This window comes from Bradyrhizobium sp. Kon69 (assembly GCF_055807515.1).
On sequence record NZ_JBVVOS010000005.1, the window covers coordinates 182,123 to 208,376 of the forward strand.

19 protein-coding genes are annotated in these 26,254 nt (G+C 63.7%); 14 read left to right on the forward strand and 5 right to left on the reverse strand.

From position 1 onward, the window contains the following. Positions 1 to 149: 149 nt before the first annotated feature. Positions 150 to 1,358, forward strand: coding sequence for an ABC transporter substrate-binding protein (locus AC0L3U_RS09115; protein ID WP_247288685.1), 1,209 nt, complete (start codon positions 150 to 152; stop codon positions 1,356 to 1,358). Positions 1,359 to 1,518: 160 nt separating this feature from the next. After that, entirely contained in the window at positions 1,519 to 2,733 is a 1,215-nt protein-coding gene (locus tag AC0L3U_RS09120; RefSeq protein ID WP_473361497.1) for an acyl-CoA dehydrogenase family protein, read from the forward strand. Between the two features lie 94 nt (positions 2,734 to 2,827). Here AC0L3U_RS09120 and AC0L3U_RS09125 read toward each other — a convergent pair whose 3' ends face one another. After that, entirely contained in the window at positions 2,828 to 4,165 is a 1,338-nt protein-coding gene (locus AC0L3U_RS09125) for an epoxide hydrolase family protein (RefSeq protein WP_473361498.1), read from the reverse strand. Between the two features lie 637 nt (positions 4,166 to 4,802). Between AC0L3U_RS09125 and AC0L3U_RS09130 the strand changes: the two genes are divergently transcribed. Both AC0L3U_RS09130 and AC0L3U_RS09135 read left to right on the forward strand, forming a co-directional pair. Further along, on the forward strand, positions 4,803 to 5,294 hold the full coding sequence (locus AC0L3U_RS09130; RefSeq protein WP_456765231.1) for a septal ring lytic transglycosylase RlpA family protein: 492 nt from the start codon (positions 4,803 to 4,805) through the stop codon (positions 5,292 to 5,294). A gap of 360 nt (positions 5,295 to 5,654) precedes the next feature. Continuing rightward, the gene (locus AC0L3U_RS09135) at positions 5,655 to 6,425 is read left to right on the forward strand and encodes a cupin domain-containing protein (RefSeq protein WP_473361499.1); all 771 of its coding nucleotides are present in this window, start codon (positions 5,655 to 5,657) and stop codon (positions 6,423 to 6,425) included. 57 nt (positions 6,426 to 6,482) lie between these two features. On the opposite strand, the gene AC0L3U_RS09140 is transcribed toward AC0L3U_RS09135, so the two are convergent. Further along, a complete protein-coding gene (locus AC0L3U_RS09140; RefSeq protein WP_473361500.1) occupies positions 6,483 to 8,453 on the reverse strand; it encodes an AI-2E family transporter in 1,971 nt (656 codons plus the stop codon). Between the two features lie 749 nt (positions 8,454 to 9,202). Beyond that, the gene (locus AC0L3U_RS09145) at positions 9,203 to 10,942 is read right to left on the reverse strand and encodes a methyl-accepting chemotaxis protein (protein WP_473361501.1); all 1,740 of its coding nucleotides are present in this window, start codon (positions 10,940 to 10,942) and stop codon (positions 9,203 to 9,205) included. Between the two features lie 220 nt (positions 10,943 to 11,162). Between AC0L3U_RS09145 and AC0L3U_RS09150 the strand changes: the two genes are divergently transcribed. The 4 genes from AC0L3U_RS09150 (at position 11,163) to AC0L3U_RS09165 (ending at position 17,645) form a co-directional block, all read left to right on the forward strand. Continuing rightward, positions 11,163 to 12,542 carry an ethanolamine ammonia-lyase subunit EutB gene (locus AC0L3U_RS09150; protein WP_473361502.1) on the forward strand — a complete coding sequence of 460 codons (1,380 nt, stop codon included), beginning with the start codon at positions 11,163 to 11,165 and terminating at the stop codon, positions 12,540 to 12,542. A gap of 151 nt (positions 12,543 to 12,693) precedes the next feature. Continuing rightward, a complete protein-coding gene (locus AC0L3U_RS09155; protein WP_473361503.1) occupies positions 12,694 to 14,280 on the forward strand; it encodes a B12-binding domain-containing radical SAM protein in 1,587 nt (528 codons plus the stop codon). 6 nt (positions 14,281 to 14,286) lie between these two features. After that, positions 14,287 to 15,072: an ethanolamine ammonia-lyase subunit EutC gene (gene eutC, locus AC0L3U_RS09160; protein ID WP_473361504.1), complete on the forward strand. Its 786-nt coding sequence runs from the start codon at positions 14,287 to 14,289 to the stop codon at positions 15,070 to 15,072. 206 nt (positions 15,073 to 15,278) lie between these two features. Next, positions 15,279 to 17,645 (forward strand): efflux RND transporter permease subunit, encoded by a 2,367-nt coding sequence (locus AC0L3U_RS09165; protein WP_473361505.1) that lies wholly within the window; start codon positions 15,279 to 15,281, stop codon positions 17,643 to 17,645. A 122-nt stretch (positions 17,646 to 17,767) separates the two neighbouring features. On the opposite strand, the gene AC0L3U_RS09170 is transcribed toward AC0L3U_RS09165, so the two are convergent. Beyond that, entirely contained in the window at positions 17,768 to 18,265 is a 498-nt protein-coding gene (locus AC0L3U_RS09170; protein ID WP_027516853.1) for a hypothetical protein, read from the reverse strand. A gap of 461 nt (positions 18,266 to 18,726) precedes the next feature. Here AC0L3U_RS09170 and AC0L3U_RS09175 point away from each other — a divergent pair, with 461 nt between their 5' ends. The 6 genes from AC0L3U_RS09175 to AC0L3U_RS09200 all read left to right on the forward strand — a co-directional run bounded on the left by AC0L3U_RS09175 (position 18,727) and on the right by AC0L3U_RS09200 (position 24,912). Continuing rightward, positions 18,727 to 18,960, forward strand: coding sequence for a hypothetical protein (locus AC0L3U_RS09175; protein WP_007593627.1), 234 nt, complete (start codon positions 18,727 to 18,729; stop codon positions 18,958 to 18,960). Positions 18,961 to 19,155: 195 nt separating this feature from the next. Next, positions 19,156 to 20,040: a squalene synthase HpnC gene (hpnC, locus tag AC0L3U_RS09180; RefSeq protein ID WP_473361506.1), complete on the forward strand. Its 885-nt coding sequence runs from the start codon at positions 19,156 to 19,158 to the stop codon at positions 20,038 to 20,040. Then, positions 20,030 to 20,869: a presqualene diphosphate synthase HpnD gene (hpnD, locus tag AC0L3U_RS09185; RefSeq protein ID WP_473361507.1), complete on the forward strand. Its 840-nt coding sequence runs from the start codon at positions 20,030 to 20,032 to the stop codon at positions 20,867 to 20,869. Before hpnC ends, hpnD begins: the two co-directional genes overlap by 11 nt. After that, positions 20,869 to 22,122, forward strand: a complete 1,254-nt coding sequence (gene hpnE / locus AC0L3U_RS09190; RefSeq protein ID WP_473361508.1) for a hydroxysqualene dehydroxylase HpnE — start codon at positions 20,869 to 20,871, stop codon at positions 22,120 to 22,122. The genes hpnD and hpnE overlap by 1 nt, the downstream gene beginning before the upstream one ends. Before the next feature lie 76 nt (positions 22,123 to 22,198). Continuing rightward, a complete protein-coding gene (shc, locus tag AC0L3U_RS09195) occupies positions 22,199 to 24,166 on the forward strand; it encodes a squalene--hopene cyclase (RefSeq protein WP_473361509.1) in 1,968 nt (655 codons plus the stop codon). Then, complete coding sequence (locus AC0L3U_RS09200) at positions 24,163 to 24,912, forward strand: phosphorylase (protein ID WP_027516857.1); 750 nt, start codon at positions 24,163 to 24,165, stop codon at positions 24,910 to 24,912. Before shc ends, AC0L3U_RS09200 begins: the two co-directional genes overlap by 4 nt. Before the next feature lie 167 nt (positions 24,913 to 25,079). On the opposite strand, the gene hpnH is transcribed toward AC0L3U_RS09200, so the two are convergent. After that, positions 25,080 to 26,240 carry an adenosyl-hopene transferase HpnH gene (gene hpnH / locus AC0L3U_RS09205; RefSeq protein WP_007593619.1) on the reverse strand — a complete coding sequence of 387 codons (1,161 nt, stop codon included), beginning with the start codon at positions 26,238 to 26,240 and terminating at the stop codon, positions 25,080 to 25,082. Positions 26,241 to 26,254 lie beyond the last annotated feature (14 nt).

Here is a 26,254-nt window from a genome sequence, read left to right on the forward strand (position 1 = left end):
AATGTAGCTGCCCGCGAGGGCCGCTGTGCACCGGCTGATCAGCAACTCGACGCAAGACCGCCTTGCGGAACTCCGCTGATCTGACGTGCTGGCAAAAAGCAGCACGCCGCGCCTTCCGATCAGCGCGGCGATCATCACCGGGAGAAACCATGAAAGCCGCTTTGGTCCTGGCTGCAGCGCTGGCTGCCTGCCTGTCCACGCCTGTCTCCGCGCAAAAATCCTATGGTCCCGGCGTCAGCGACACCGAGATCAAGATCGGCAACACCATGCCCTATAGCGGCCCCGCTTCGCCGCTCGGCATCACCGGCAGGGTGATCTCGGCCTATTTCGACGAGGTCAACGAGAAGGGCGGGATCAACGGCCGCAAGCTCAATCTCCTGTCGCTCGACGACGCCTTCTCGCCGCCGAAGACCATGGAAGCGGCGCGGCGGCTGGTCGAGGGCGACGGGGTCGCCTTCATCTTCGCGACCATGGGCACCGCGCCGAGCTCGGCGATCGCGAAATATCTCAACAGCAACAAGGTGCCGCAGCTGTTTCTGATCAGCTCGGCCTCGAAGTGGAACGACCCCGCCAACATGCCCTGGTCGATGGCGCTGCCATGGGCGCCGAACTACACCAGCGAGGCCGCCATCGACGTCGCCTATGCCCGCGCCAAGAACCCGAATGCGCGCTTCGCGGTGCTCTATCAGAACGACGACGCCGGCAAGGAATATCTGCGCGGCGTCAAGGAAGCGCTTGGTGCCGACGCCGACAAGGCGATCGCGATGGCGTCGAGCTTCGAGGTCGCCGACCCCACCGTCGATTCCCAGGTCCTGACGCTCGCCAACACCAAGGCCGACGTCTTCATGATCTATTCGGTGACGCCGCGCGCCTGCGCCCAGGCGATCCGGAAAGCGCATGAGGTCGGCTGGCAGGCGACGCGCTTCCTCGCCTCGGGCTGTGCCAACAAGGCCACCGTGATGGTGCCGGCCGGCCTCGATGCCGGCAAGGGCGTGCTCTCGCTCGGCTCGCTCAAGCCGTTCGTCGAGGCGCCAAAGGACGATCCGGCGATGACGGCCTATATCGACTTCATGAAGAAGCGCCTGCCCAATGCCGACGTCAACAACGTCGCGGGTCTCTACGGCTACACCGTCGCCGAGGCATTGGTAGTCTTGCTGAAGCAGTGCAAGGACAATCTGACGCGCGAGAACATCATGGCGCAGGCGGCCAATTTGAAGAACGTGCCGCTGTCGCTGCTGATGCCCGGCATCACGCTCAACACCACGCCGCAGGATTTCCGTCCGATCAAGGACGGCTATATGCTGCAGTTCAACGGCAATGACTGGATCGTCGCGAGCGAGCTGCTGCGCGGCACGTGAGGGCAAGCGAGCGCCCGCTTTGGAGACACCGATGTCTCCACATCGTCATGGCCGGGCTTGTCCCGGCCATCCACGTCTTTCCCATGGCACGAAAGAACGTGGATGCCCGGGACAAGCCCGGGCATGACGACATCAGGTGTTGTGAACAGAGGAGACCGCCATGGATTTTCACCACTCCGAACGTTCGCTGGAGCTGCAGGAGCGGGTCCGCCGCTTCATGCGGACGCATGTCGAGCCGGTCGAGGAGCTCTATTACGAGCAGGTGAAGCCGGAAGCGACACGCTACAAGACGCCGCAGGTCCTTCAGGACCTGAAACGGCTGGCGCGCGAGCAGGGGCTCTGGAACCTGTTCCTCTCCGGCGAGCACGGTCCGGGCCTCAGCAATCTCGAATATGCGCCGGTGAAGGAGATCATGGGCCGCATCCTCTGGGCGCCCGAGGTCTTCAATTGCTCGGCGCCCGATGTCGGCAACATGGAGGTGCTGGCGAATTACGGCACGCCGGCGCAACAGGAGCGCTGGCTGAAGCCGCTGCTGGAAGGGCGCATCCGCTCCGGCTTCTCGATGACCGAGCCGCAGGTCGCCTCCAGCGATGCCACCAACATCCAGTGCGAGATCAGGCGCGACGGCGGCGACTACGTCATCAACGGCCGCAAATGGTTCACCTCAGGCGCGATGAACGAGGATTGCGAGATCCTGATCGTGATGGGCAAGACGGCGCCCGACGATCCCGACCGCCACCGCCAGCAATCCATGATCCTGGTGCCGAAGGCGACGCCCGGCGTGCGCATCGTCCGCGACATGCTCACTTACGGCTACGACGACGCGCCGGTCGGCCATCCCGAGATTGTCTACGAGAACGTTCGCGTGCCCGCCGAGAACATCCTGCTGGGAGAGGGCCGCGGCTTCGAGATCGCGCAAGGCAGGCTTGGTCCCGGCCGCATCCATCATTGCATGCGGCTGATCGGCTGCGCCCAGCGCGCGCTCGAATTGATGTGCCAGCGTGCGGTCTCCCGCACAGCCTTCGGCAAGCCGCTTGCCGAGCAGGGCTCGGTGCGCGAGGACATCGCGCACTCGTTCTGCGAGATCGCGCAGGCGCGGCTCCTGACGCTGCAGGCCGCCGACAGGATGGACCGCGAAGGCAACAAAGCCGCGCGCGATTTGATCGCCGCCGCCAAGATCGTGGTGCCCAGCATGGCCGCCCGCGTTATCGACCGCGCCATCCAGATCCACGGCGCCGCCGGCGTCTCGCAGGATACTTTCCTCGCGCGTGCTTACGTTTACGCCCGCTTCATCCGCATCGGCGACGGACCGGATCAGGTGCATCTGGCCGCGGTGGGGAAGGAGCTGATCAAGCGCGGCGGCGTGATGGGCTGAGCAACGCCATTACTAACCACCCCATTTCTTGTTTCCTGCGCCGAGCAAGGCGGCAGTTAGATCAACACCTTGCCGGCGACGCTCTTGACCACCGTCACTGGACCAGATGTGCGGGCCGAAGCGGCCTGAATGCGGCGCGCAGCTCGGCGGAGAAAAGCGCCGGCTGCTCCCACGCCGCAAAATGACCGCCTTTGTCGACCTCGTGGAAGTAGGTCAGGTTGCGATAGGCGCGCCGGGCCCACGTCTCCGGGGCTTGATAGCTCTCGCCGGGGAAGACCGTGATGGCCACCGGCAGCGAAATCTCCGCAGTCTTCTCCGGACCTGCAAGGGCGGGACTGCGCCCGCCATATTCCCAGTAAAGCCGCGCCGAGGAGGTGGCGCTGTTCGTCAGCCAGTACAGCGTGATGTCGTCCAGCACCTCGTCGCGGGATTTTTCGGAATCGGTGTCGTCGAATTTCCAATGCGAGAAGCCGGGATGTCCGAGCATCCAGGCCGCCAGGCCCGCGGGAGAATCCGTCAGGCCGTAGCCGATCGTTTGCGGCCTCGTTCCCATCATCAGCGCGTAGGACCGGTTGCCCATCTTGCCGGCCGCACTGAATGCATCGAACGCTGCGCGTTCGCTAGCGGAAAGGTCTGCCGGGGCGGGCCCGCCGGCCGCGAGGATCGCGGCGATATCGGGCGGGACGATCGCCGGCAAATTGATATGGATGCCGAGCAAGCCTGCCGGCGCCAGCCGTGCCATCGCACTCGAGACCGGCGAGCCCCAGTCGCCGCCCTGCGCGACATAGTGGGTGTAGCCCAAGCGCTTCATCAGTTCTGCCCAGATGCGCGCCGTGCGGTCGGGACCCCAACCGATATCGATCGGTTTGCCGGAGAAGCCATAGCCGGGCATCGAGGGGATCACGACGTCGAACGCGTCTTCGGCCCGGCCCGCATGGGCCGTGGGATCGGTGAGTGGATCGATCAGCTTGAGCTGCTCGAATACCGATCCTGGCCAGCCATGGGTTATGACGACAGGCAGGGCATTGGGATGTTTGGAGCGGACATGAATGAAGTGGATATCGATGCCGTCGATGTGGGTGATGAACTGCGGAAGTCGATTCATCCTCGCTTCGATCTTGCGCCAGTCGTAGGCCGTCCCCCAATAGTTGACGAGGGGCTGGAGCTTCGCCAGAGGGATACCTTGGGACTGATCGGAAACAGTCTCGCGATCAGGCCATCGCGTCGCCAACACGCGCCGCCGAAGCTCGAGAAGGTCCTCCTCCGGCACGGCAATGTGGAAGGGGCGAATTGTGTTTTCGCCCGCGGCCGCCGCTCCACGCAGCGGAAACACGCTCGTGGAAATCACCGCTGCAATTCCAATCGCTGCGGTGCTCAAAAGCGCGCGCCGACTTCTGTCGATGGTGTTCTCGGAATTGTATGGCATCGGCATGGGACACCCTCCTGGCTTCAGGCGATCGGAGCCTGCGGAGCAGGGCAGTCCTTCGTCTGGCTCTGCAACATGGCTCGGAAGCTGGTCAATAGCTCGTTAAGGCTTGTTAGATGCTGTGAGCAGTTGCGACTGATGCAGGGGCAAGGTGAAGAAAGACAAGCTCAGCATTTCTGTCCCATGTCCGCCGACAAGGACGGGAGTGGACAAGCTGATCGGATTTGTGCGTCGGCTCGGTGTCCATGAACGTGTTCAGCAGCGGGCCTTGCCGCGCGAGGACATCGCAAACTCCCTCTGCGACATCGTGCAAGCAAGCCTTCTCACGCTAGGTGGCGGCCTCTGTCGCTGCGATGATCGCTTCTGCGAAAACCAACGCCGATGAGAATGAAAACACGGTCAGGCAGGCGAGCGCACCGATTGTCTTGATTGGTGGCGCCGTGAGAGTCATGTCGTCGCACTTATTTCACTGTCGCGCTCGTCGTCATGCTGTTGACGCAATGTCTGTCTTAGACGGCGACAAGTAAAACACGTGCTGGAACTGTTGGGGTTCCTACAAACGGTTCCGGAGCCAGGGGTTGGCTCGACCCGCAAAACGATTTGCGGCATCGGAACCAAACAATCGAAAATCACAGGAGTTATAATGGTGTTCCGCTCGAGCGCCGCAATTTGCGGCGCCGTGATTGCGCTTGCCGTTTCCGTTTCTATTGCGCGATGTGAAGCTGGTGGGGTTCACTCAAACGCTGTCGACGATGCCGCTTCCGGAGAAGCGATCGTTGGCGCGGCATCCATGTACAATCCGTTCAAGCCTGGCAAAGAGGAGGGCGGCCCGAAGACGGCTTCCGGCGAGCGCTATGATCCCTCGGTCTGGTCGGCTGCCATCAAGACGAGCTTGCGCAAGAAATTCGGTGGGGTCCAATTTGGCGCGAAGCCGAAATACGCCCTCGTCGAGGCCGTCGGCAAGAAGGTCATCGTCAGGATAAATGACGTGGGACCGCTAAGGCCTGGCCGCATCATCGACTTCAATGAGCGGACGATGCGCCATTTCGATCCGAGCCTGGAGCGCGGGGTCATTCCCGACGTCAAAGTCCGGCCGCTTGCCGGCGGCGATTGGACTCCCGGACCGGTTGGTTGAACCGTCGCACCAGAAAGTCGCGCAGCACGGCCCTTCCAGAACAGTTGAGAAGGCCTCGATGGCTCTCCATGCTGTCGGCAAGGCGTTGCTCGCCGGTGCAACGGTGGTCGGATGTTTTGGGAAAACCGACACACCTCCATGCTCGACCAAAGCCGAATAGCGGGTTGAAATCTGCGCGTCTAGATTGAAAGACGGAAAGGCAGGTGGGGGCGGGCAGCCGTTGCTCGGTCTTCATCAACTTGCTTTTTCCGACGGTTTCTATCTGCGTTCTACGTCCACGCATGTTCGCCAATATCGTTGTAGTTGCGAGGTCGTGCCGCTGGAGCGGTGTGCGATTGCACGTAACCATGGAGAACGCAGATGAGCAGCTTCCCTTGGCACTTCCCTTGGCGCTTGTGGCAAAAGCACAAGAACAAACCTCTGGACAATGCAAAGTCTCCTTCGGATAAGGCGGAGCCTTCTTCCGAACAGTTCGAAGGCAGGGGTCGGCGACACCTGCTGCAGGCGCTATCCGTCTTCGCCGCCGGTAGCGCGTTGGGGGAGATGTCAAACCCCGCCGAAGCAAAAGACTCCAGTGATTTGCCACCTCCAAGACGTGCATTGACCGGCCGCGATGCAGCCGGCAAGTCGGTGTTGAAGTCTTTTGAGGTGACTCCAAAGCTGGTGGAAATCGATGCCAATCCAGGACTGACTTTCTATGAACTGTATATGACCGAGGGAGTGCCAGGACTGAGCGGCCTGGAGCCGGATCCAATGTCGGCAGGAACGAAGGCCTTTCCGGGCCCTGAGGGGACCATGTTTCGATTGATCTCGTATCCGCCGAAACGCCCGGAAGGATGGAAACCGCCGCCCGGAGTCACTTTCGAGAGTGGGCTTAAAGAAATGTCGGACAAGATCCCCGGCATGGGAGATCATTTCGAGCGCGGCGCTCCAGGGATGCACACATCGGATACCGTAGACTATGGAGTCGTGGTTCGCGGCGAGATGACACTGGAATTGGACGACGGTCAGAAGGTCCATTTGCGTCAAGGTGATTGCATCGTGCAAAACGGAACGCGCCATCGCTGGCGCAACCCATTGCCCGAACCCTGTCTCATGGCGTTTGTCTCGATCGGCGGGAAGCGCGCCTGAGAGGTGGAGACGCGGCGCCTCGTTGGCTGAAAGCAGCCATGTCTAGCGTGCAAACTGCTAAGCGGCCGTGATCTTCGAAGCCGGGCCTTCGGCTCCAGTGCCAAGCGAGTCCACACCTGTCGCCTCTATGCAGAGTTTGAGCGCTCCGCCCAGAGTTGCAGCAGCCAGATCCGCCTTGGCACCTTCCCGCAGGCTTTCCAGCGCCGCTGGGTCGATGTCCTTCATCCAGCAACCCAGAATGATTGTAGCCTTCGGCAATTTACGGCGAAGCCGTCGCACCGAGTAACGCATATGAGCAGGACTACTTGCGTCCATATAGACAAGACAGGCAATGGCGACCCCGGCGGTCTCCAGCCGGAAGATATTCGCCGTCGATAACGCTCCCGCCGCTTCAACTCGGGCCGACAAGCCATGCGCATCCGTCAGTTGCGCCAGCATGATCGCAGCCGCTTCGTCGATCGGATTTCGTCCAGCCAAGCAGAGCACGGGATGATCGCCTTGCCATTCAGAAGGCAAGTCCTCCTTGCGCAGCACCCGCAGACTCTCATAAGGCGCGTCCTCAGCCACGCCCTCTATGGCAGATGTAGCTTCGACATCTGTGGTCGGGTTGACCTTCGGCGACGGACGCTCATCCTGCTCCGAAATGTTATTGGCAAATTCCTGGACCGCATCCCTGATTTTGGTCAGCCGGTCGGGAGCCAGAGCGCCGCGCTCGGCATCTGCTTGAGCCAGTTGCAGTCCTCGCAAGGCTACTTCGTCGTAATAGGAGCTAAGAGATCGCTCCTTCAAGAATTCCTCGGCTTTTGCCGAAGCTTCTGTCGGATCGCCGGCGAGCATCCGCTGATAGAATATCTCAGGCGGAGAGAGCGCTGGTCGGTCTCCAAACATGACGTCGAGGAACTCCAGGCGCTCGACATGGCGGCCCAGGACGACCAGACACACGGTAAGGGGTGTCGCCAGAACGAGGCCGATTGGACCCCAGAGCGCCGTCCAGAACGTCGCGGAAGCCACAACGGCCACCGGCGATAGTCCCGTGCTGTGTCCATAGACCATCGGCTCCAGCACATGGCCGACGATTGGTTCTACCACCACGAACAGCGCGATCGTCCAAAGCAGCATCGTCCAGGTTGGATCGACCGCAACCGCAAGAGCGAGAGGGAAGGCGGCGGCGATGACCGCCCCAATGTAAGGCACGAAGCGCAGCACTGCTGCCAGAATACCCCACAGGATCGCGCTTGGAACGCCGATCAGCCAGAGACCCATTCCGATGATGATGCCGAAGCCCCCGTTCACGAGAAGCTGGATAAGGAAAAGCCGGCTGAGACGGCTCGCCGCGTCATCAAGGGCAGCCGTGGTGCGCTGCAGGTCATCCGAACCGGCCAGCCTGATCAGGCGATTACGAAGGTCCTCGCGCTGAAGCAAAATGAAGATCACGAATATGACGATGATCCCGGTCGTTGCGAGCGGATGAAGCAATGGTGAAATCAGTGTTTGCAAGCTCTCCAGCGCGCCCGGATCGGGCTGAAGCACTTCCACAGGAACGGGCTTCGGCGGGGCCGCTTTCGGAGCTGCTATGGTCCCCAACGAATTCGCGGCCTCCTTGGGCTTGTCGAGTTCTTTGCTGAGGTCCTTCAACATGCTGGAAGCCCGCTCGAGCGTGCCTCGACCGGCGGTCGTCTCACGGAAGGATTGGATCTTCTCGCTTATTGTGGACTGATATCGCGGCAAATCGCCGGCCAGCTGCGCGAGTTGGGTAGCGAGCAGACTGCCCATCGCAAATATGAACGCGAAGGCGATCACGACCACGCTCACCACAGCCAAACTGCGCGGAATGCGCAGACGCTGAACCAGTCGAACCAGGGGCGCCAGCACGAAGCTGAGCAAGACGGCCAGCGCTATCGGAATGATGATCTCGCGACCGTAATAGAGCACCATGACAATGATCGCGGCGAGAATAGCCATCGCCACGGCGCTCAATAGCGAAATCAGTTCTTCCGGTGTTCGTGCTTTGAATGGCTGCCTGATCACAGCTCCTCGCTAGGCCGGGAAAAGCGGCGAGTTTGTTGAGGGTCCGGTGAGTTCGGACGGCACATCTTTGGGAAAGTCGTCCAGTCCTGACATGACGCAAGCTGTCGAAGTCGGTGCATGAGCTTCAGGCCGTTTTGCGAGCCGATCACAACTGACCAAGCCCGATCGGCTAGGGCTACGATCCCGACGGGTACGCATTGTTGCCATGAGCATCTGGAGCTAACGATGGTGCGCTAACGGCGGCATTGAATCGGGAGCGCCAAGCCACGTTGGGACTGAACATCTCACGCCGGGTTTAGTTCCGCGCGCTGCTCCAAGAGCGCGGTATGGCGCCCCGCTTCAGCTCGCGATAGCGACTCGGCGTGCGATCTTTCCGGCCTGCTTCCCGCCGAAAAGCCTGAGCATTCGGGCCGCTTCCAAGGATCACTGTCTCCTGCATCGCTTCCGCTAGAGCTAGATGGTGGCGATAGCAAAAAGCCGCGGACTGCTCCGCGGCTTTGGTTCACAGGGAGGCGGCCTCAGCCAGCCTTCGGCTTCTCACGATCTGCCGGCGCAGCGCGAAAGCTCCAACATTGACATCATGCCCCTGTTTTGCCCGACGAGTCAAATATCATTTCGCAAAATACGAATAGGCTTGGACTAGAGCCAAGCCGTTGATATCGCTAGCCCCGGCTACCGTGCATGGGGTTGTTTTCGCGCTTTTTGATGGAGCGACCCCACCGCCGGCTCCGCTGGCGATGGACGTGCTGCTACCCCGCCTTGGCGACGCGGCCGTCCGCCGCGCCCGAGCGCAGGTTCTGGAAGAACTTCTCCACCTCGCGCGACAGCGTCTCCGCCGTCTCGGTCACGCTGCTCGCAGCCGCCAGCACCGAAGAGGCCGCCGTATCGGTCTCGCCGATGGCATCGCGGAGCGAGCTGATGTTGGCGACGAGGGTCTCGTTGCCTTGGGCCGCCGATTGCGCGTTGGACGAGATCTCGCGCGTGGCGGCGTCCTGCTGGCCGATGGCGCCGGCGATCGCCGAGGTGACATCGTTGATCTCGCGCACCGCGCCGCCGATCTCGCGGACGGCATCCACTGCGTTGCGGGTGGAGGACTGGATCATCGAGACGTTCTCGCTGATGTCGGCGGTCGCCTTTGCGGTCTGGCCCGCGAGTGCCTTCACTTCATGCGCGACGACGGCAAAGCCGCGGCCGGCATCGCCCGCGCGCGCGGCCTCGATGGTGGCATTGAGCGCGAGCAGATTGGTCTGCTCGGCGATCGCCTGGATCAGGCTGAGCACGCCGTCGATGCGTTGCGTGGCGGCGGCCAGGCTCTCGATCTCGGCGATGGATTTCTCGGTGCGCTGGCCGGTCTGCTCGACCGCGCTGGCGGATTGCCGCACCTGGCGGCCGATCTCCACCACCGATGCAGACAGCTCCTCGGCCGCGCCTGCCACCGCCGTGACGTTGTGCGAGGCCTGCTCGGTGGCGTTCGCCGCCGTGCCGGCGCGGCTGCTCGCGTCCGCGGTGACGCGGGTGATGGTCTGAGCCGTCTCGCGCATGACGGAGGCGTTGTCGCTGAGACCGCGCATGATCGCGCCGATCGCCTCGCGAAACGCGTCGACCGATTGCTCGATGTGGCGGGCGCGCTCCTCGCGCGCGGCGGAGTCCTGCGAGACCTGCGAGGCGAGGTTGCGGTTGCGCCCCATCGCGTCCTGGAAGATCTGGATCGCGCGTGCCAGTGCGCCGATCTCGTCGGCGCGGTCAGAGTGGGGCACCACGACGTTCTCGGCGCCGTCAGCGACCTGCTTGATAGTCGCGGTGATGGCGGAGAGGGGGCGTGCGATCGAGCGGGCGATGATGACGATGCCGATCACGACGAGGGCGAGCGCCACGCCGGCGAGGCAGGTCAGGACGAAGGACAGTGTGCGATTGGTCTCGGTCTCGTGCGCGATTTGCCTCGCGCGCTCGGCATAGACCTTGGACAGCGCCTCGAGATCCTTGTTCAGCGCCGAGCGCACGGCGCGGTTGGCGTCGTTGTCGCCCCATTCGCGGCCCGCGGCCGCGTTGATCTCGACGCCGCGGCGCACCAGCTCCTTGCGAAACTCGACGAACTGCTCGATGCGCTTCTTGAAGGTGGCGAACTGCTCGGCATCGTCGGCCTTGACGATGGTCTCCCAGCGCTTCACGACGTCGAGGATCTGGGCGTTGAACTTGAGCAGGCCCTCGCCGTATTTCTTCACTACGGCGGGCTCGGTCGACATGTAGACGCCGCGCGATTCCATCACCACCGCATAGACCAGCGAGTTGACTCGCTCGACGTTCAGCGCGGCGGCGTTCGCGGTCTCGATCGCGGTGGTCAGCTCGGCACCGCGGCGGCTGTTGTAGTCGGACAGCATCGCGATCGCGGCCGTGAGCAGCGCGAACAGTGCGAAGATCGCGTAGAGCTTGTTGGCAAGCGTGAAGCGGCCGGCAAGGCCGGCGGCATTCCCAGATTGGTCGGTTGTCATGGTTTTCAGGGGCCCGAATGGCCGGGAGCGGCCGGAGAGCGCGGTCGTGCAAATGATTGCAAAACTATGCAGAATGAAGATGGACGCGGCGTTAACGCCGGGTTTGGCCCCCTTTGCCCTCGGCCGAAGGAAAGGTAGATATTTCAGCGTCTTGATCTGAAGCTATAGTCTTGGGATTGCCCTGGAGTCGGCCTCTGGCCGACGAACCCCGGAGAGACCCTTGGTCTACCGCCACACTATCGACGCCACGACCTACACGTTCCCGGATTTGCGCGACCTGCTCGCCAAGGCGACGCCGCCGCGCTCCGGCGACCGGCTGGCCGGGATCGCCGCCAGTGCCGAACAGATGATCGCGGCGCGGATGGCGCTGGCCGACGTCCCGCTCGGGCAGTTCTTGCAGGAAGCCGTCATCCCCTATGAGACCGACGAGGTCACCCGCCTCGTCATCGACAGCCACGACGCAAAAGCCTTCGCGCCGGTGGCTTCGCTGACGGTCGGCGCCTTTCGCGATTGGCTGCTGTCGGATGCCGCGACGCCCGAAATCTTGCGCAAGCTGGCCGGCGGCATCACCCCGGAGATGGCGGCCGCGGTCTCGAAGCTGATGCGCAACCAGGACCTGATCCTGGCGGCGCGGAAATGCGAGGTCACCACCGCTTTCCGCAACACCATCGGCCTGAAGGGCCGGATGAGTACCCGGCTCCAGCCCAACCATCCCTTCGACGACGCCAGGGGCATCACCGCCTCCATCCTCGACGGCATCCTGCTCGGCGCCGGCGATGCCTGCATCGGCATCAACCCGGCGAGCGACGACCCGGCCGTGATCGGCCACTTGCTGCGGCTGCTGGACGAGGTCATCGGGCGGCTGAAGATCCCGACCCAGGGCTGCGTGCTGACCCATGTCACCACCACGCTGTCGCTGATCGGGCAGGGCGTGCCGGTCGACCTCGTGTTCCAGTCGGTCGCCGGCACTGAGGCTGCCAACCGCAGTTTTGGCATCGACCTCGCGCTTCTCAAGGAGGCGCAGGACGCCGGGCTGTCGCAGAAGCGCGGCACGGTCGGGCAGAACGTGATGTATTTCGAGACCGGGCAGGGCTCGGCGCTGTCGGCCAACGCCCATCACGGCGTCGACCAGCAGACCTGCGAGGCGCGCGCCTACGCGGTCGCCCGCGCCTTTGCGCCCCTCCTGGTCAACAGCGTGGTCGGCTTCATCGGCCCGGAATATCTCTACGACGGCAAGGAAATCATCCGGGCCGGGCTGGAGGATCACTTTTGCGGCAAGCTGCTCGGCCTGCCGCTTGGGATCGACATTTGCTACACCAACCACGCCGAGGCGGACCAGGACGACATGGACAATCTGCTGACGCTGCTCGCTGCCGCCGGCGTCACCTTCATCATGGGTGTCCCCGGCGCCGACGACGTCATGCTGAACTATCAGTCGACGTCTTTTCACGACGCGCTCTATGTCCGCGACGTCTTCGGACTGCGCCGTGCGCCGGAATTCGACGACTGGCTGGTGCGGTCCGGCATTGCGGGCGCTGACTTCCGTCTTGCCGGCGATGCAGGCCTGCTGCCCGATTTTGCGTCACGGCTGATCGCGTGACGCGGCGGAGCACCCGGCGGCCCGAGGAAACCATTGATGCCCTAGGGAATTAGGCTCATGCCACAATATTGAGAAATTCCGGCGGCAGCATTACGCTATGTGTCTGTCTGGCAATTTCCGCGGCTAAGTCGAGCGTGGCGGGGGAGCTTTGATGCGAGCTGAAAGTAACGGGACGTCCCGGCGGATTCTCTGCGTGTTTCCGCGATACACATCGTCGTTCGGGACGTTCGAGCATTCCTACCCCCTGACCGATGGCGTCCGCGCCTTCATGCCGCCGCAGGGACTTTTGCTGCTCGCGGCCTATCTGCCCAAGGAATGGCAGGTCAAATTCGTCGACGAGAACCTTCGCCGCACGACAAGGGAAGAGTTCGAATGGGCGGAGGCGGTCTTCGTCAGCGGCATGCACATCCAGCGCCAGCAGATGAACGACATCTGCCGCCGCGCCCATGAGTTCGATCTGCCCGTCGCGCTCGGCGGTCCCTCCGTCAGCGCCTGCCCGGATTACTATCCCTCCTTCGACTATCTCCATGTCGGTGAGCTCGGCGACGCCACCAATCAGCTGCTTGAGATATTGTCGCGCGATATCTCGCGTCCGGAAGCGCAGGTGGTGCTGACCACCAAGGACCGCGTGCCGATGACGGAGTTTCCGATCCCGGCCTATGAGCTCGCCGACGTCAAAAAGTACTTCCTCGGCAGCATCCAGTATTCCAGCGGCTGTCCCTATCAATGCGAGTTCTGCGACATCCCCGGCCTCTACGGCCGCAATCCGCGCCTCAAATCGCCGGAGCAGATCATCGCCGAGCTCGACCGCCTGCGCGAATGCGGCATGACCGACACGGTCTATTTCGTCGACGACAATTTCATCGGCAACCGCAAGGCGGCGCTGGACCTCCTGCCGCATCTGATCGAATGGCAGAAGAGGACCGGCTACATGGTGCGGCTCGCCTGCGAGGCGACGCTCAACATCGCGAAGCGGCCGGAAATTCTCGAGAAGATGCGCGAGGCCTATTTCGTCACCATCTTCTGCGGCATCGAGACGCCCGACCCCGATGCGCTGAAGGCGATGCACAAGGACCACAACATGATGGTCCCGATCCTCGAGGGCGTGCAAACCATCAATTCCTACGGCATGGAGGTCGTGTCCGGCATCATCATGGGGCTCGACACCGACAAGCCCAACACTTCGGAGGCGCTGCTCGCCTTCGTCGAGGACTCCCGAATTCCGCTGCTCACGATCAACCTGCTTCAAGCCCTGCCGAAGACGCCGCTGTGGGACCGTCTTGAGCGCGAGGGACGCCTGGTTGAGGACGACGGCCGCGATTCCAATGTCAACTTCCTGTTGCCCTATGACGACGTCGTTGCATCCTGGAAGCACGCCATGGCCGTCGCCTACGAGCCCGAGAAGGTCTACGCGCGCTTCCAGTATCAATGCGACCACGTTTACGTGCACCGCTTGAAGATGCCGAAACCGGACGAGATGAAGACCTGGCCCAACATCAGGCGCGGCCTCGTCATGCTGCGAAACATTTTCTGGAAGGTCGGCGTGCTCGGCGACTACAAGCGCGTGTTCTGGAAGTTCGCGCTGGGCCGCATCAAGCACGGCGATCTCGAAGGCCTGATCGGCTGCACCCTGATCGCGCACCATCTCATCACCTTTGCGCGGGCGGCCTCGACCGGCCAGCAAAACGCCTCGAACTATTCGATCCGGCTACGCGAGGCTTCCGTCCCCGCCGAATGATGCGACATGTCTGATCCGGCCATCCCGCGTCGTCCGACCCTCGATCTGCGGTCGCTCACGCCCGCGCGCGTCGCACTCGGGCGCAGCGGCGCGAGCCTGCCGACGCGGGCACTGCTCGACTTCACACTGGACCACGCCCGCGCCCGCGATGCCGTGCATGCCGTGTTCGATGCGCCGCGGCTGGTTGCGGATCTCCGCGCGCTTGGCCTCGTCGTCACCGCGGCGAACAGCCGGGCGGTCGACCGCAGAGACTATCTGCGGCGGCCCGATCTGGGCAGACGGCTCGATGCCGGATCAGTCGAGGCCCTGACGCGGAGCGCCTCGGAGCCGTGCCGACTCGCCGTCGTGATTGGCGATGGGCTGTCGGCGGCGGCGGTCCACGCCCATGCGGTCGCGCTGGTGATGCGCCTGCTGCCGTTGCTCGCAGCCGATGATGGTGTCGCGATCGGCCATGTCGTCGTCGCCTCAGGCGCGCGCGTCGCGCTCGGCGACGAGATCGGCGCCATTCTCGGCGCGCGCATGGTCGTGATGCTGATCGGCGAGCGGCCGGGCCTGTCGGCGCCCGACAGTCTCGGCGCCTATCTGACTTTCGCCCCGAAGCCTGATCGCACCGATGCCGACCGCAACTGCGTGTCGAACATCCACAAGGCCGGGTTGGGCTATGACGAGGCGGCCTTCAAGATCGCCTGGCTGGTCCGCGAGGGGCTCGCGCGGGAAGCGACCGGTGTGGCGCTGAAGGACGAGAGCGCGGACCGCGCGCCGCGTCGAATTGGCACGGCTTTGCCCGAATGAAGGGCATTAAGGCAAAATCGCCACATCTTGATCGATTCGGCCACACTCCGCCTGCTTGCGAGAAGGGTGATTGACCTGCTAAACCCCTCGCGGCGATTTTCTGCGCATTTTCAAAGGGCAAGCCTCCCATTGGTATGGCATTTTCAAGCCGTTCGCGGGGCGCGACAAGCTCACAGACCCGAGCTGATTTAGGAACTGGACAAGGCATGCTCGAAAAGCACAGCGAGAGTGAGGTTCATGTCGACAAGGTCGAGCAGGGACCTGCGTCCTCGATCGCCTTCGGGCTGGAGCGCATCGGGCTGTTCGCCGTCCGGGCGCCCATCGTCTCCTGCATCGTCCTGGTCGTCCTGATCGTCGGCGCCGTGTTCGGCATCCACCGGATCAAGATCGACGATTCGCTGTCGCAGCTGTTCCGGTCCAACACGCCGGAATTCAAGCAGTACGAAGCGGTGACCAAGAAGTTCCCAGCCGAGGAATTCGACGTCCTCGTCGTAGTCGAGGGCAAGACCCTGCTGGCCCGCAACAACCTCGAGAAGCTGCGCGACTTCGTCACCGACATGCAGCTGGTCGAGGGGACGCGCGGACTGGTCTCGCTGTTCTCCGCGCGTCAGGCGCCGGCGCCCGGCAAGCTTCCCGCCGCGCTGTTCCCGCCCGAGCTGCCCGAGGGCGCGGCCTATGACAAGTTCATCGAGGGCGTCAAAGCCAACGAGATCATCCGCGGCAAGCTGTTGTCCGAGGACGGCACGCTGGCGCTGATCGTGCTGTCGCTCGATCCGGAGGTGGTCGCCTCCAACAAGCTGACCAAGACTGTCGCCGACATCCGCGCGCTGATGAAGGAAGACCTCGGCGACACCGGGCTCAACGTGCAGCTTTCCGGCGTGCCGGTGATGCAGCTCGAGATCCGCAACGCGGTCGAGCGCGACGGGCTCACCTACAACATCCTTGGTATTCTCGCCGGCTGTGTCATCGCCATCATCTTCTTCCGCAAGATCTCGTTCATGGTGGCGGCCGCGTTCCCGCCGATGATCGCGATCCTGCTGGCGCTCGGCGCGCTCGGCTGGGCCAATTTCAACCTCAACATGTTCCTGAACGTGATGACGCCGCTCATCATGGTCATCAGCTTCTCGGACTCGATGCAGCTCACCTTCGCCGCGCGCGACCGGCTGATCGCGGGCCAGGACAAGTTCACCGCATTCAAGAACGCGGTGCTGGTGGTGGGACCGGCCTGCGTGCTGACGCACGGCACCGCCGGCATTTCCTTCATCGCGCTCCAGTTCTCCGACTCCGATCTGATCCGCAAGTTCGGCGAGGCGGGTCTCGCGGCCACCATCATCGCGCTGGTCGCGGTGTTGTCGCTGGTGCCGGTGTTCGGCGTGCTGTTGGTGCGCAACGAGAAGGTCTTTGCGACCAAGTTCCAGAGCGCGGATGCCGGCGTGCAGGCGCTGCGTAATTTCTGCTACTGGATCGCGGTGCGCATGGTGGGCCGTCCCGGCCTGTTCAGCCTGATCGCGGTGGTGTTCGTGGCGGGCCTCGGCGTCATCTACGCCAATCTGGAGCCGCGCTACCGGCTCGCCGACCAGGTGCCGGACAAGCGCCAGGCGGTCGCCGCCAGCGACCGGCTCGACGCCAAGCTCACCGGCGCCAACCCGGTCAACGTTCTGATCCAGTTCCCCAAGGGTGAATCGCTCTATTCGCCGGAGACGCTGCAGACCATCGCCGACGTGCACGCGACGGTGGAGAAGGCAGCCGGTGTCGGCAATGTCTGGTCGGTCGAGACCCTGCGCCGCTGGCTCGCGGACAAGGCCGGCAGCGCCGACGTGGCCACCCTGAAGGAATATGTCAGCGTCATTCCGGAGCATCTGGTGCGCCGGTTCATCGATGCCGAGCAGGACGCCGTCGTGGTCGCAGGTCGCGTGCCGGACAAGGATTCCAGCCAGCTCCTGCCGATCGTCGACAAGCTCGATACCGAGCTCGACGCCGTCCGCAAGAAGCATCCCGGTTATGAAGTAGCGGTCACGGGTCTTGCCGCGATTGCCGCGCGCAACTCGGCCGGCATGATCGAGAAGCTCAACCGCGGGCTCACCGTCGAATTCGCGCTGGTCGCGATCTTCATCGGCCTGGCCTTCCGCTCCTGGGTGGTGATGTTCGCCTGCATCCTGCCGGGCATCTTCCCCGTCGTGATGTCGGGAACGGTGCTGTGGGCGATGGGCGAGGGACTGCAATTCGCCAGTGTCGTGGCTCTGACCGTTTCGTTCGGCCTGGGCCTAAGCGCCACCATCCACTTCCTCAACCGCCTCAGGCTCGAGAGCAAGCCGGGCGTCGGCTCGGCGCTGGCGGTGGAGCGCGCCACCGTGCTGGTCGGCCCGGCATTGATCCTGACCACGTTGGTGCTCGCCTGCGGTCTCGTCGTCACCGTGTTCTCCGACCTGCCGTCGCTGCGGCTGTTCGGCTGGCTCAGCGCCTTCTCGATGGTCATGGCGCTCGTCGCCGACCTCTTCATCCTGCGGCCGACGGCGATGTGGCTGATCAATCTGCACGCCAAGCTTCAGGGCACCGACAAGCCGGCGATCTGAGCGGCTTCATTCATCAGACATGAAATCGGTGCGGTCCGGGCGATTGCGCCGCGTCTCCGAAAAACAACAAAGCCCCGGTTCGCGAGAACCGGGGCTTGCTGCTTTCGAAGCGGTAAGAGCTGTCAGCCCTTTGTCATCGTGATGTTGACGCCGCGAATCTCGCCCTTGGATGAGATCTGCACCGTTTGCTTGGTGCCATTGGTGCGCAGCGACAGATTGGCGGCAAAGCCGTTGGCCTCGACGAACACCTCGATCTGGCCGCCACCGGCGGTGCCCTGGAGATTGCCGAAAATGTTGCGGTTGGTCTCGCTCCAATTGCCGGAGATGCGCTCGCCCTGGCTGGTCACGTCGCTGGTGAGGTCGAATTTGTAGCTGTCGGACGCGCAGTGCAGCGCCTGCTTGAGGCTGAGACCGGTACCGGCAACCTTGTAGTCGGCCTTGCAGCGGATGCGCTCGGTGGAGCCGTCGGACAGCGACACCGTACCCGTGCCGGTCCACGCGCCCTCGAAACCTGCAAACGGTCCGGACGACTGAGCCTGACTTGTCGAAACCGAGAAGAGCAGCACAGCGCCGATGCCGGCCGCCTTGATTGCCAGTTCAGATCGCCCAAAGAATTTCATCTTCAAAATATCCCGTTTTGGAACGACGTCCGCTTATCACTAAGAACGTCTCGCCACATCGAAGGTTTAGTGTTCCGAGCCTGTGTCAGGTTCAATGGCCGGCCGCCCACATGTCGGCATCGCGAAGCGCGCTTGCCATGGTTGGCCTCCGGATTCTCTGCGTTTCGGCATGTTTCTGGCGGCCACGGCGGGATGGAGAGATGCAGCTCTGCAACAGGTGCGCAGCAAAACGCGGCGCACCTGGATTATGACGTAGTATCAGTCTCTTACATTTGCCAGAGAAGGCGCAGGGAAGACCTGATTTGGTGGACGTGGCGCCAATTTGGCCGCATTTGCCAGTGCTTGTGCCTTCTCCGAGGCCGCTACTCCCGCGGCGACTTGCCATCAGAACACTCCGTTCCGGTCGTCGCCCTCTGCTGCCCGGGATTGGTGCGATTCTGCCGTCAGAATGAAGGAATACAATGCGTAAGCTTCTCGTCGCTCTCACCTTGCTGTCGGCCTCCCTCTCAACCGCAGCGTTCGCCCAGCAAGGACGCGGCACCGACGCCGAGCAGAAGGCCTGCTCGCGCGATGTGCAGAAGCTCTGCCGTCCGGTCATCGACCAGGGCGATTTCACCATCCTGGCCTGCCTCAAGGAGAACCGGGCCAAGATCTCTCAGGCCTGCGACCAGGTCCTGAAGAACCACAACCAGTAAGCTCGGCCACTGGCCCACAAAAAGGCGGCCTTTTGGGCCGCCTTTTCGGACCTGATCCGCAAAGGGCAGCCATCGAGAGACAGGATTGGTTTTGCGGCCGTATTCCCCTATATGGGGGCCGCGGCGGCATCGCCGGCACGGGCTAGCGCGAGCGAAAAAGCCCTTCCTGTCCAAACGATTGTAGACCAGCCCTCGATGACCTCTGCGAGCGAATTGCGATCCGGCAAGGGTGAGCGCGACGAGAATTTTCCCGTCGCGTCCTGGATCATTCATCCGCGTCATCGCGCGCTGATCCTGGCTTATTACAATTTCGTCCGCACCGCCGACGATATCGCCGACCACGCCACGCTGCCGCCGGATAAGAAGCTCGCTTATCTCGACCTGCTCGAGGCGGAATTGCTCGGCAGGGGCGATACCCAGGCCGAGGCCGTCAGCCTGCGGCACGCACTGGCCGAACGTGGCATGGCGCCGCGCCACGCGCTCGACGTGCTTATCGCGTTCCGTATGGACGTGACCAAGTTGCGCTACGAGAATTGGGACGAGGTCATCCATTATTGCCGCTACTCGGCGATGCCGGTCGGCCGCTTCATGCTCGACGTCCATGGCGAGAGCACCTCGACCTGGGCTGCGTCGGATGCGCTCTGCGCAGCACTGCAGATCAACAACCACCTTCAGGATTGCGGCAAGGATTTCCGCGAGCTCAACCGGGTCTATCTGCCGCGCGATGCGTTGGCCGCGAGTGGCGCCTCGGTCGAGCAGCTCGGACTGGCGCAGTCGCCGCCGACGATGCTGGCCTGCCTTCAGGCTCTCGCCGTCCGCAACGAAGCGCTGCTGGACGAGGGCAGGTCGCTAGCTGCGGAAATCCGAGATTTCCGCCTCGGCGTCGAGGTCTCGGTGATCCAGGCCTATGCCGACGGCATCGTGCGCCTGTTGAAGGTGCGCGATCCCCTGCGCGAGCGCGTGCACCTGAACAAGCTCGAGCTCCTCACCTTCAGCCTCGCCGGCATGATCGGCGAAGTCGGCCGCCGCGCGGTCGGACGCAAGGCCATTTCCAGACCGGGGACTGCACATGACGCTTGAGGCGACCTCGCCCAGCGCCAATTATGGCTCGACCGCATCCGGCAGTTCGTTCTACGCCGCGATGCGCATCCTGCCGCACGACCAGCGCGAAGCGATGTTCCAGATCTACAGCTTCTGCCGCCAGGTCGACGACATCGCCGATTCCGATGGTCCGCGCGACGAGCGGCTCGCCGCGCTTCAGGCGTGGCGCAACGACATCGATGCGCTCTACCGGGGCAATCCGCCGCCGCGGCTGAAGGACTACGTCGCCTCGGTGAAGACCTTCGGCCTCAAGCGCGAGGATTTCCTCGCGATCGTCGACGGGATGGAGATGGACGTGCCGCAGGACATCCGCGCGCCCGACATGGCGACGCTGGATCTCTATTGCGATCGCGTCGCGAGTGCCGTGGGGCGGCTGTCGGTCCGGGTCTTCGGCCTGCCGGAAGAAGACGGCATCGAGCTCGCCCATCATCTCGGCCGCGCGCTCCAGCTCACCAACATCCTGCGCGACATCGACGAGGACGCGGGCCTCGGCCGGCTCTATCTGCCGCGCGAAGCGCTGCTGCATGCCGGCATCACCTCCAACGATCCGGACCGCGTGATCGTCGAGCGCGCGCTGCCGAAGGTCTGCCTGCCGCTGGCGCAGCGCGCAAAGGTGTATTTCGAGAAGTCGGACGAGATCATGAACCGCAACCGCCGCCGCGCGGTGCGTGCGCCGCGGATGATGTCGAAATACTATCATGCCATTCTGGATCTCCTGATCGCGCGCGGGTTCAACGCGCCGCGCGAACCGGTGCGTGTGTCGAAGATCACACGCATCGCCATCCTGCTCCGTTACGCTCTCATCTGATGCAAAAAACAGCTCACATCATCGGTGCTGGAATCTCCGGCCTTTCCGCCGCCGTGCGGCTTGCCAATGCCGGCTTCAAGGTCGCCGTGCACGAGGCGACGCAGCAGGCTGGCGGCCGCTGCCGTTCCTATTTCGACGGGGCCACGAATCTCACGATCGACAACGGCAACCATTTGCTGCTGTCCGGCAACAGTCATGCGCGCGCCTATGCGCGCTCGATCGGCACCGAGGCGGGCCTCGTCGGTCCGGAGCGCGCGCAGTTTCCCTTCGTCGATCTCAAGACCGGGCAGCGCTGGCAGATCGATCTCGGCGATGGCCGGCTGCCGACCTGGGTGCTCGACGAGAGCCGCCGTGTCCCCGACACCGGGTTGATCGATTATCTAAAGCTAGCGCCGCTGATCTGGGCCTCGGAAGAGACGCTGGTCGGCAAGTCGATTCCCTGCGAGGGCGTTCTCTATCAGCGCCTGGTGCAGCCTCTGCTGCTCGCGGCGCTCAACGTCGATCCCCCCGAAGGCTCGGCGGGGCTTGCCGGCGCGATCGTGCGCGAGACGCTGCTCGCCGGCGGGCAGGCCTGCCGTCCCCTGATCGCGCGCGACGGGCTCAGCGCGGTGCTGATCGAGCCTGCCGTGACGTTCCTGCAGGAGCGCGGGCACACCGTTCAGCTCGGCCATGAGCTGCGCTCGTTTGCGACCCGTGACGGCAAGGTCGGCGCGCTGAATTTCGGCGGCGAGGATGTGATCCAGATCGGCGCGGGCGACGTCGTCGTGATGGCGGTGCCGCCGCGCGCTGCCTCCAACCTGCTGCCCGGCCTGAAGACGCCGACCGAATTCCGCGCCATCGTGAATGCGCATTTCCGCGTCGAGCCGCCGGCGGGATCGGCTCCGATCCTCGGCGTAATAGGCGGCGTCGTGGAATGGCTGTTTGCGTTCCCGAACCGGCTGTCCGTCACCATCAGCAACGGCGACCGTCTGGTCGACATGCCGCGCGAGGAACTCGCGCAGGCGATCTGGAACGACGTCTGCAAGGCGGGCGGTGTGTCCGGCGAGCTGCCCCCCTGGCAGATCGTGCGCGAGCGCCGTGCCACATTTGCGGCGACGCCGGCGCAGAATGCCCTGCGTCCGGGGCCGGTCACTGCGCTGAAAAACCTGTTTCTTGCAGGCGATTGGACTGCTACGGGATTGCCTGCAACCATCGAGGGATCGGTCCGATCCGGTGATCGCGCCGCCGATCTGGTTCTGGCCGCCAAGGGATAGTGACAGGCGGCCCTGACGGGCATTTGTCCCGGTCAATTTCGGCCCATTCAATCGACTATCGGAGCAATCGAGCGAGATGGATTCCGTGAACGCGACCAGCCGCGAAGCCCAAGAATTCAGGAACTTGGAATCGAGCATTGCGTCGGCCACCGAAGGCGTCCTCGGCTTCCAGCAAACCGACGGCCATTGGGTGTTCGAGCTCGAGGCCGATTGCACGATTCCGGCCGAATACGTCCTGCTGCGCCATTATCTCGCCGAGCCGGTCGATGCCGTGCTCGAAGCCAAGATCGCCAATTATCTTCGCCGCGTGCAGGGCGCCCATGGCGGCTGGCCGCTGGTGCATGACGGCGAGTTCGACATGAGCGCGAGCGTGAAAGCGTATTTCGCGCTGAAGATGATCGGGGATTCCATCGACGCGCCGCACATGGTGCGTGCGCGCGAGGCGATCCATTCCCGCGGCGGCGCCATTCACAGCAATGTCTTCACGCGCTTCATGCTTGCTATGTTTGGCGTCGTGACCTGGCGCGCGGTACCGGTGCTGCCGATCGAGATCGTGCTGCTGCCGTTCTGGTCGCCGTTCCACATCAACAAGATCTCCTACTGGGCGCGCACCACCATGGTGCCGCTGATGGTCATCGCCGCGCTGAAGCCGCGGGCGAGGAATCCCAAGGGCGTCGGCATCGACGAGCTGTTCCTGCAGGATCCGCGCTCGATTGGCATGACCGCCAAGGCGCCACACCAGAGCATGGCCTGGTTCGTGCTGTTCCGCGCGCTCGACGGCATTTTGCGCGTGGTCGAGCCGATGTTTCCCAAGAGCCTGCGCAAGCGCGCCATCGACGCAGCGCTCGCCTTCACCGAGGAGCGGCTGAACGGCGAGGACGGCATGGGCGCGATCTATCCGCCGATGGCCAACATCGTCATGATGTACGACGCGCTCGGCAAGGACGAGAACTTCCCGCCGCGCGCGATCACGCGCCGGGGCATCGACAAGCTGCTCGTGATCAAGGACGACGAAGCCTATTGCCAGCCCTGCGTCTCGCCGGTGTGGGACACGACGCTGACCGCGCACGCGCTGCTCGAAGCCGGCGGTGACAAGGCGGTGCCGGCGGCCAAGCAGGGTCTCGACTGGCTGATCCCGAAGCAGGAGCTCGAGGTGAAGGGCGATTGGGCGGTGAAGCGGCCCGACGTGCGCCCGGGCGGCTGGGCCTTCCAGTACAACAATGCCCATTATCCCGATCTCGACGACACCGCGGTGGTCGTGATGTCGATGGACCGGATGCGCCGGGAGCACGGTGCGGCCGGCTATGACGCCGCGATCGACCGTGCCCGGGAGTGGATCGAGGGCATGCAGAGCGACGACGGCGGCTGGGCTGCCTTCGACGTCAACAATCTCGAATATTATCTGAACAACATCCCGTTCTCCGACCACGGCGCGCTGCTTGATCCACCGACCGAGGACGTCACCGCGCGCTGCATATCGATGCTGGCCCAGCTCGGCGAGACCGCGGAGACCAGCAAGCATGTCGCGGACGGGATCGCCTACCTCCGCAAGACCCAGCACCCGGAAGGGTCCTGGTACGGCCGCTGGGGCATGAATTTCATCTACGGAACCTGGTCGGTGCTGTGCGCCCTCAACATGGCCGGCGTCCGCCATGACGACCCGATGATGCGGAAAGCGGCGGGCTGGCTGGCCTCGATCCAGAATCAGGACGGCGGCTGGGGCGAGGATGCTGTCAGCTACCGGCTCGACTACCGGGGCTGGGAGGCCGCCCCCTCGACCGCCTCCCAAACGGCATGGGCCTTGCTTGCCCTGATGGCTGCTGGCGAGGTTGATCACCCGGCCGTCGCCCGCGGGGTGGAGTACCTGATTGCAACACAGAACGAAAAAGGACTGTGGGACGAACAGCGGTACACCGCCACAGGCTTTCCCCGTGTATTCTATCTACGGTACCATGGTTATCCGAAGTTCTTCCCGCTGTGGGCATTGGCGCGGTATCGGAACTTGCGGAACACCAACAGCAGGGTGGTAGGGGTCGGAATGTGACTTTGGGGACGGGGGACTATCTTACCGCGGGTCAAACCGTTGATCCGAGGCCGATATTGATCGTGACTGGACTGGTTCAGGAGGCCCGCATCGCGGCCGGGCCCGGCATGGCGGTCATTTGCTCGTCGAGCAGCCCCACCCAGTTGCGGGCGCTGTTGACGGTGCTGGATCCCGAGACGATTCGCGGTGTGATCTCCTTTGGCGTGGCCGGCGGGCTCGACCCGACGCTGCGCTCCGGCGACGTCGTGCTGGCGACCGAGGTGCTCGCGGGCGACACCCGCTGGGCCGCTGGCCTCTCGCTCGGCGACGACCTGATCGACCGCCTGACGTCGGGGCGCCGCCGCGTGGTGCGCGGCAGCCTCGCCGGTGCCGAGGAAGTGGTCACGGGGCGCTCCTGCAAGGCGGCGCTGCATTCGGAGACCGGAGCTGCCGCCGTCGACATGGAAAGCCACATCGCGGCCGCCTACGCCGCCGAGGCCGGCTTGCCGTTCGCCGCGGTCCGCGTCATCAGCGATCCCGCCCATCGTGCGCTGCCGGCGCTCGCCCGCGCCGCCATCAAGCCGAACGGCCAGATCGACGTGCTGGCCGTGCTGCGCGGTATCGCGCGCAACCCGACCGCGCTGCATGGACTGGTCTCGACCGGCCTCGACTTCAACCGCGCGCTGCGCTCACTTCGCGGCTGCCGCGACTTCCTGATCGGCACCGAGATCGTGGAGAGCGAGGCGCTGGTTTCAGAGGCGGCCTGAGCGGGTTCTATCGATCATTAAAAACAAAAGGCCCGGTCGCCATTGGCGATCGGGCCTTTTGTTTGATCTGCGTCACTCGGATGGAGCGGGGGCGCAATCGGGCCTTCAACGCGGAGGGACTGTCCCGGATTTCGCTTGCGCTCCATCCGGGCTACAGGGCGTCGCGCTTACGCGGCGGTTGACGCCTTACGAGCAGCCTTCTCCTGCGCGGCGGCTGCCTCGTCCTTGCGGATCTCCGACAGGCGCTTCTGCACTTCGGCGGAGAAGATGTACTGCGCAGGACGCTGCTTGCTCATGTCGATCTCCGGGGCCATCGGACCCGTGGTCCTGATGCCGCGCAGCGACACCCACATCGCCTTCAGCGGGTTGTTGATGGCTGCGGTTGCCGCCGTCGGCTCGTAGCCGCAATGGGCCATGCAGTCGGCGCACTTCTCGTACTTGCCGGTGCCGTAGGTCTCCCAGTCGGTGGTGTCCATCAGCTCCTTGAAGGTTTTGGCGTAGCCTTCACCGAGCAGATAGCAGGGCTTCTGCCAGCCGAAGATGTTGCGCGCGGGCATGCCCCAGGGCGTGCACTCGTATTCCTGGTTGCCGGCGAGGAAGTCGAGGAACAGGCCGGAATGCATGAAATTCCACTTCTTGCCCTTGCCCATCGCAAAGACGTCGCGGAACAGCTTCTTGGTCTTGGTGCGGTTGAGGAAGTGCTCCTGGTCCGGCGCGCGCTCATAGGCGTAGCCGGGCGACATCGAGACGCCGACACCGAGCTCGACGGTGAGGTCGAGGAATTTGGCGATCTCCTCGGCCGGGTGGCCGTCGAAGATGGTGGCGTTGACGTTGACGGTGAAGCCGCGGGCCTTGGCGGCCTTGATCGCGGAGACGGCGCGGTCGAACACGCCCTTCTGCGACACGGCCTTGTCGTGGTGCTCCTTCAGGCCGTCGAGATGCACCGAGAAGAACAGGTAGGGCGAGGGCTCGAACAGATCGAGCTTCTTCTCGAGCAGCAGCGCGTTGGTGCAGAGCGAGACGAACTTCTTGCGCGCGACGAGGCCGCGCACGATCTCGCCGATCTCCTTGTGGATCAGCGGCTCGCCGCCGGGAATGGCGACCATCGGCGCGCCGCACTCGTCGGCCGCGTCCCAGCACTCCTGTGCGGTCATGCGGCGGTTGAGGATCGCATCCGGATAATCGATCTTGCCGCAGCCGACGCAGGCGAGGTTGCAGCGGAACAGCGGCTCTAGCATCAGCACGAGCGGATAGCGCTTGCGGCCAAGCAGCTTCTGCTTGATCAAATAGCCGCCGATACGCATTTCCTTGAAGAAGGGGATAGCCATTACAAGTTTCTTTC

Coding starts and splice junctions, on each gene's coding strand:
- AC0L3U_RS09130 (WP_456765231.1), top strand. CDS start 4,803: ATGGTGTTCCGCTCGAGCGCCGCAATTTGCGGCGCCGTGATTGCGCTT.
- AC0L3U_RS09175 (WP_007593627.1), top strand. CDS start 18,727: ATGCGTAAGCTTCTCGTCGCTCTCACCTTGCTGTCGGCCTCCCTCTCA.
- eutC (WP_473361504.1), top strand. CDS start 14,287: ATGTCTGATCCGGCCATCCCGCGTCGTCCGACCCTCGATCTGCGGTCG.
- AC0L3U_RS09155 (WP_473361503.1), top strand. CDS start 12,694: ATGCGAGCTGAAAGTAACGGGACGTCCCGGCGGATTCTCTGCGTGTTT.
- AC0L3U_RS09170 (WP_027516853.1), bottom strand. CDS start 18,265: ATGAAATTCTTTGGGCGATCTGAACTGGCAATCAAGGCGGCCGGCATC.
- hpnH (WP_007593619.1), bottom strand. CDS start 26,240: ATGGCTATCCCCTTCTTCAAGGAAATGCGTATCGGCGGCTATTTGATC.
- hpnD (WP_473361507.1), top strand. CDS start 20,030: ATGACGCTTGAGGCGACCTCGCCCAGCGCCAATTATGGCTCGACCGCA.
- AC0L3U_RS09120 (WP_473361497.1), top strand. CDS start 1,519: ATGGATTTTCACCACTCCGAACGTTCGCTGGAGCTGCAGGAGCGGGTC.
- AC0L3U_RS09145 (WP_473361501.1), bottom strand. CDS start 10,942: ATGACAACCGACCAATCTGGGAATGCCGCCGGCCTTGCCGGCCGCTTC.
- hpnE (WP_473361508.1), top strand. CDS start 20,869: ATGCAAAAAACAGCTCACATCATCGGTGCTGGAATCTCCGGCCTTTCC.
- AC0L3U_RS09125 (WP_473361498.1), bottom strand. CDS start 4,165: ATGCCGATGCCATACAATTCCGAGAACACCATCGACAGAAGTCGGCGC.
- AC0L3U_RS09115 (WP_247288685.1), top strand. CDS start 150: ATGAAAGCCGCTTTGGTCCTGGCTGCAGCGCTGGCTGCCTGCCTGTCC.
- AC0L3U_RS09165 (WP_473361505.1), top strand. CDS start 15,279: ATGCTCGAAAAGCACAGCGAGAGTGAGGTTCATGTCGACAAGGTCGAG.
- shc (WP_473361509.1), top strand. CDS start 22,199: ATGGATTCCGTGAACGCGACCAGCCGCGAAGCCCAAGAATTCAGGAAC.
- AC0L3U_RS09135 (WP_473361499.1), top strand. CDS start 5,655: ATGAGCAGCTTCCCTTGGCACTTCCCTTGGCGCTTGTGGCAAAAGCAC.
- hpnC (WP_473361506.1), top strand. CDS start 19,156: ATGACCTCTGCGAGCGAATTGCGATCCGGCAAGGGTGAGCGCGACGAG.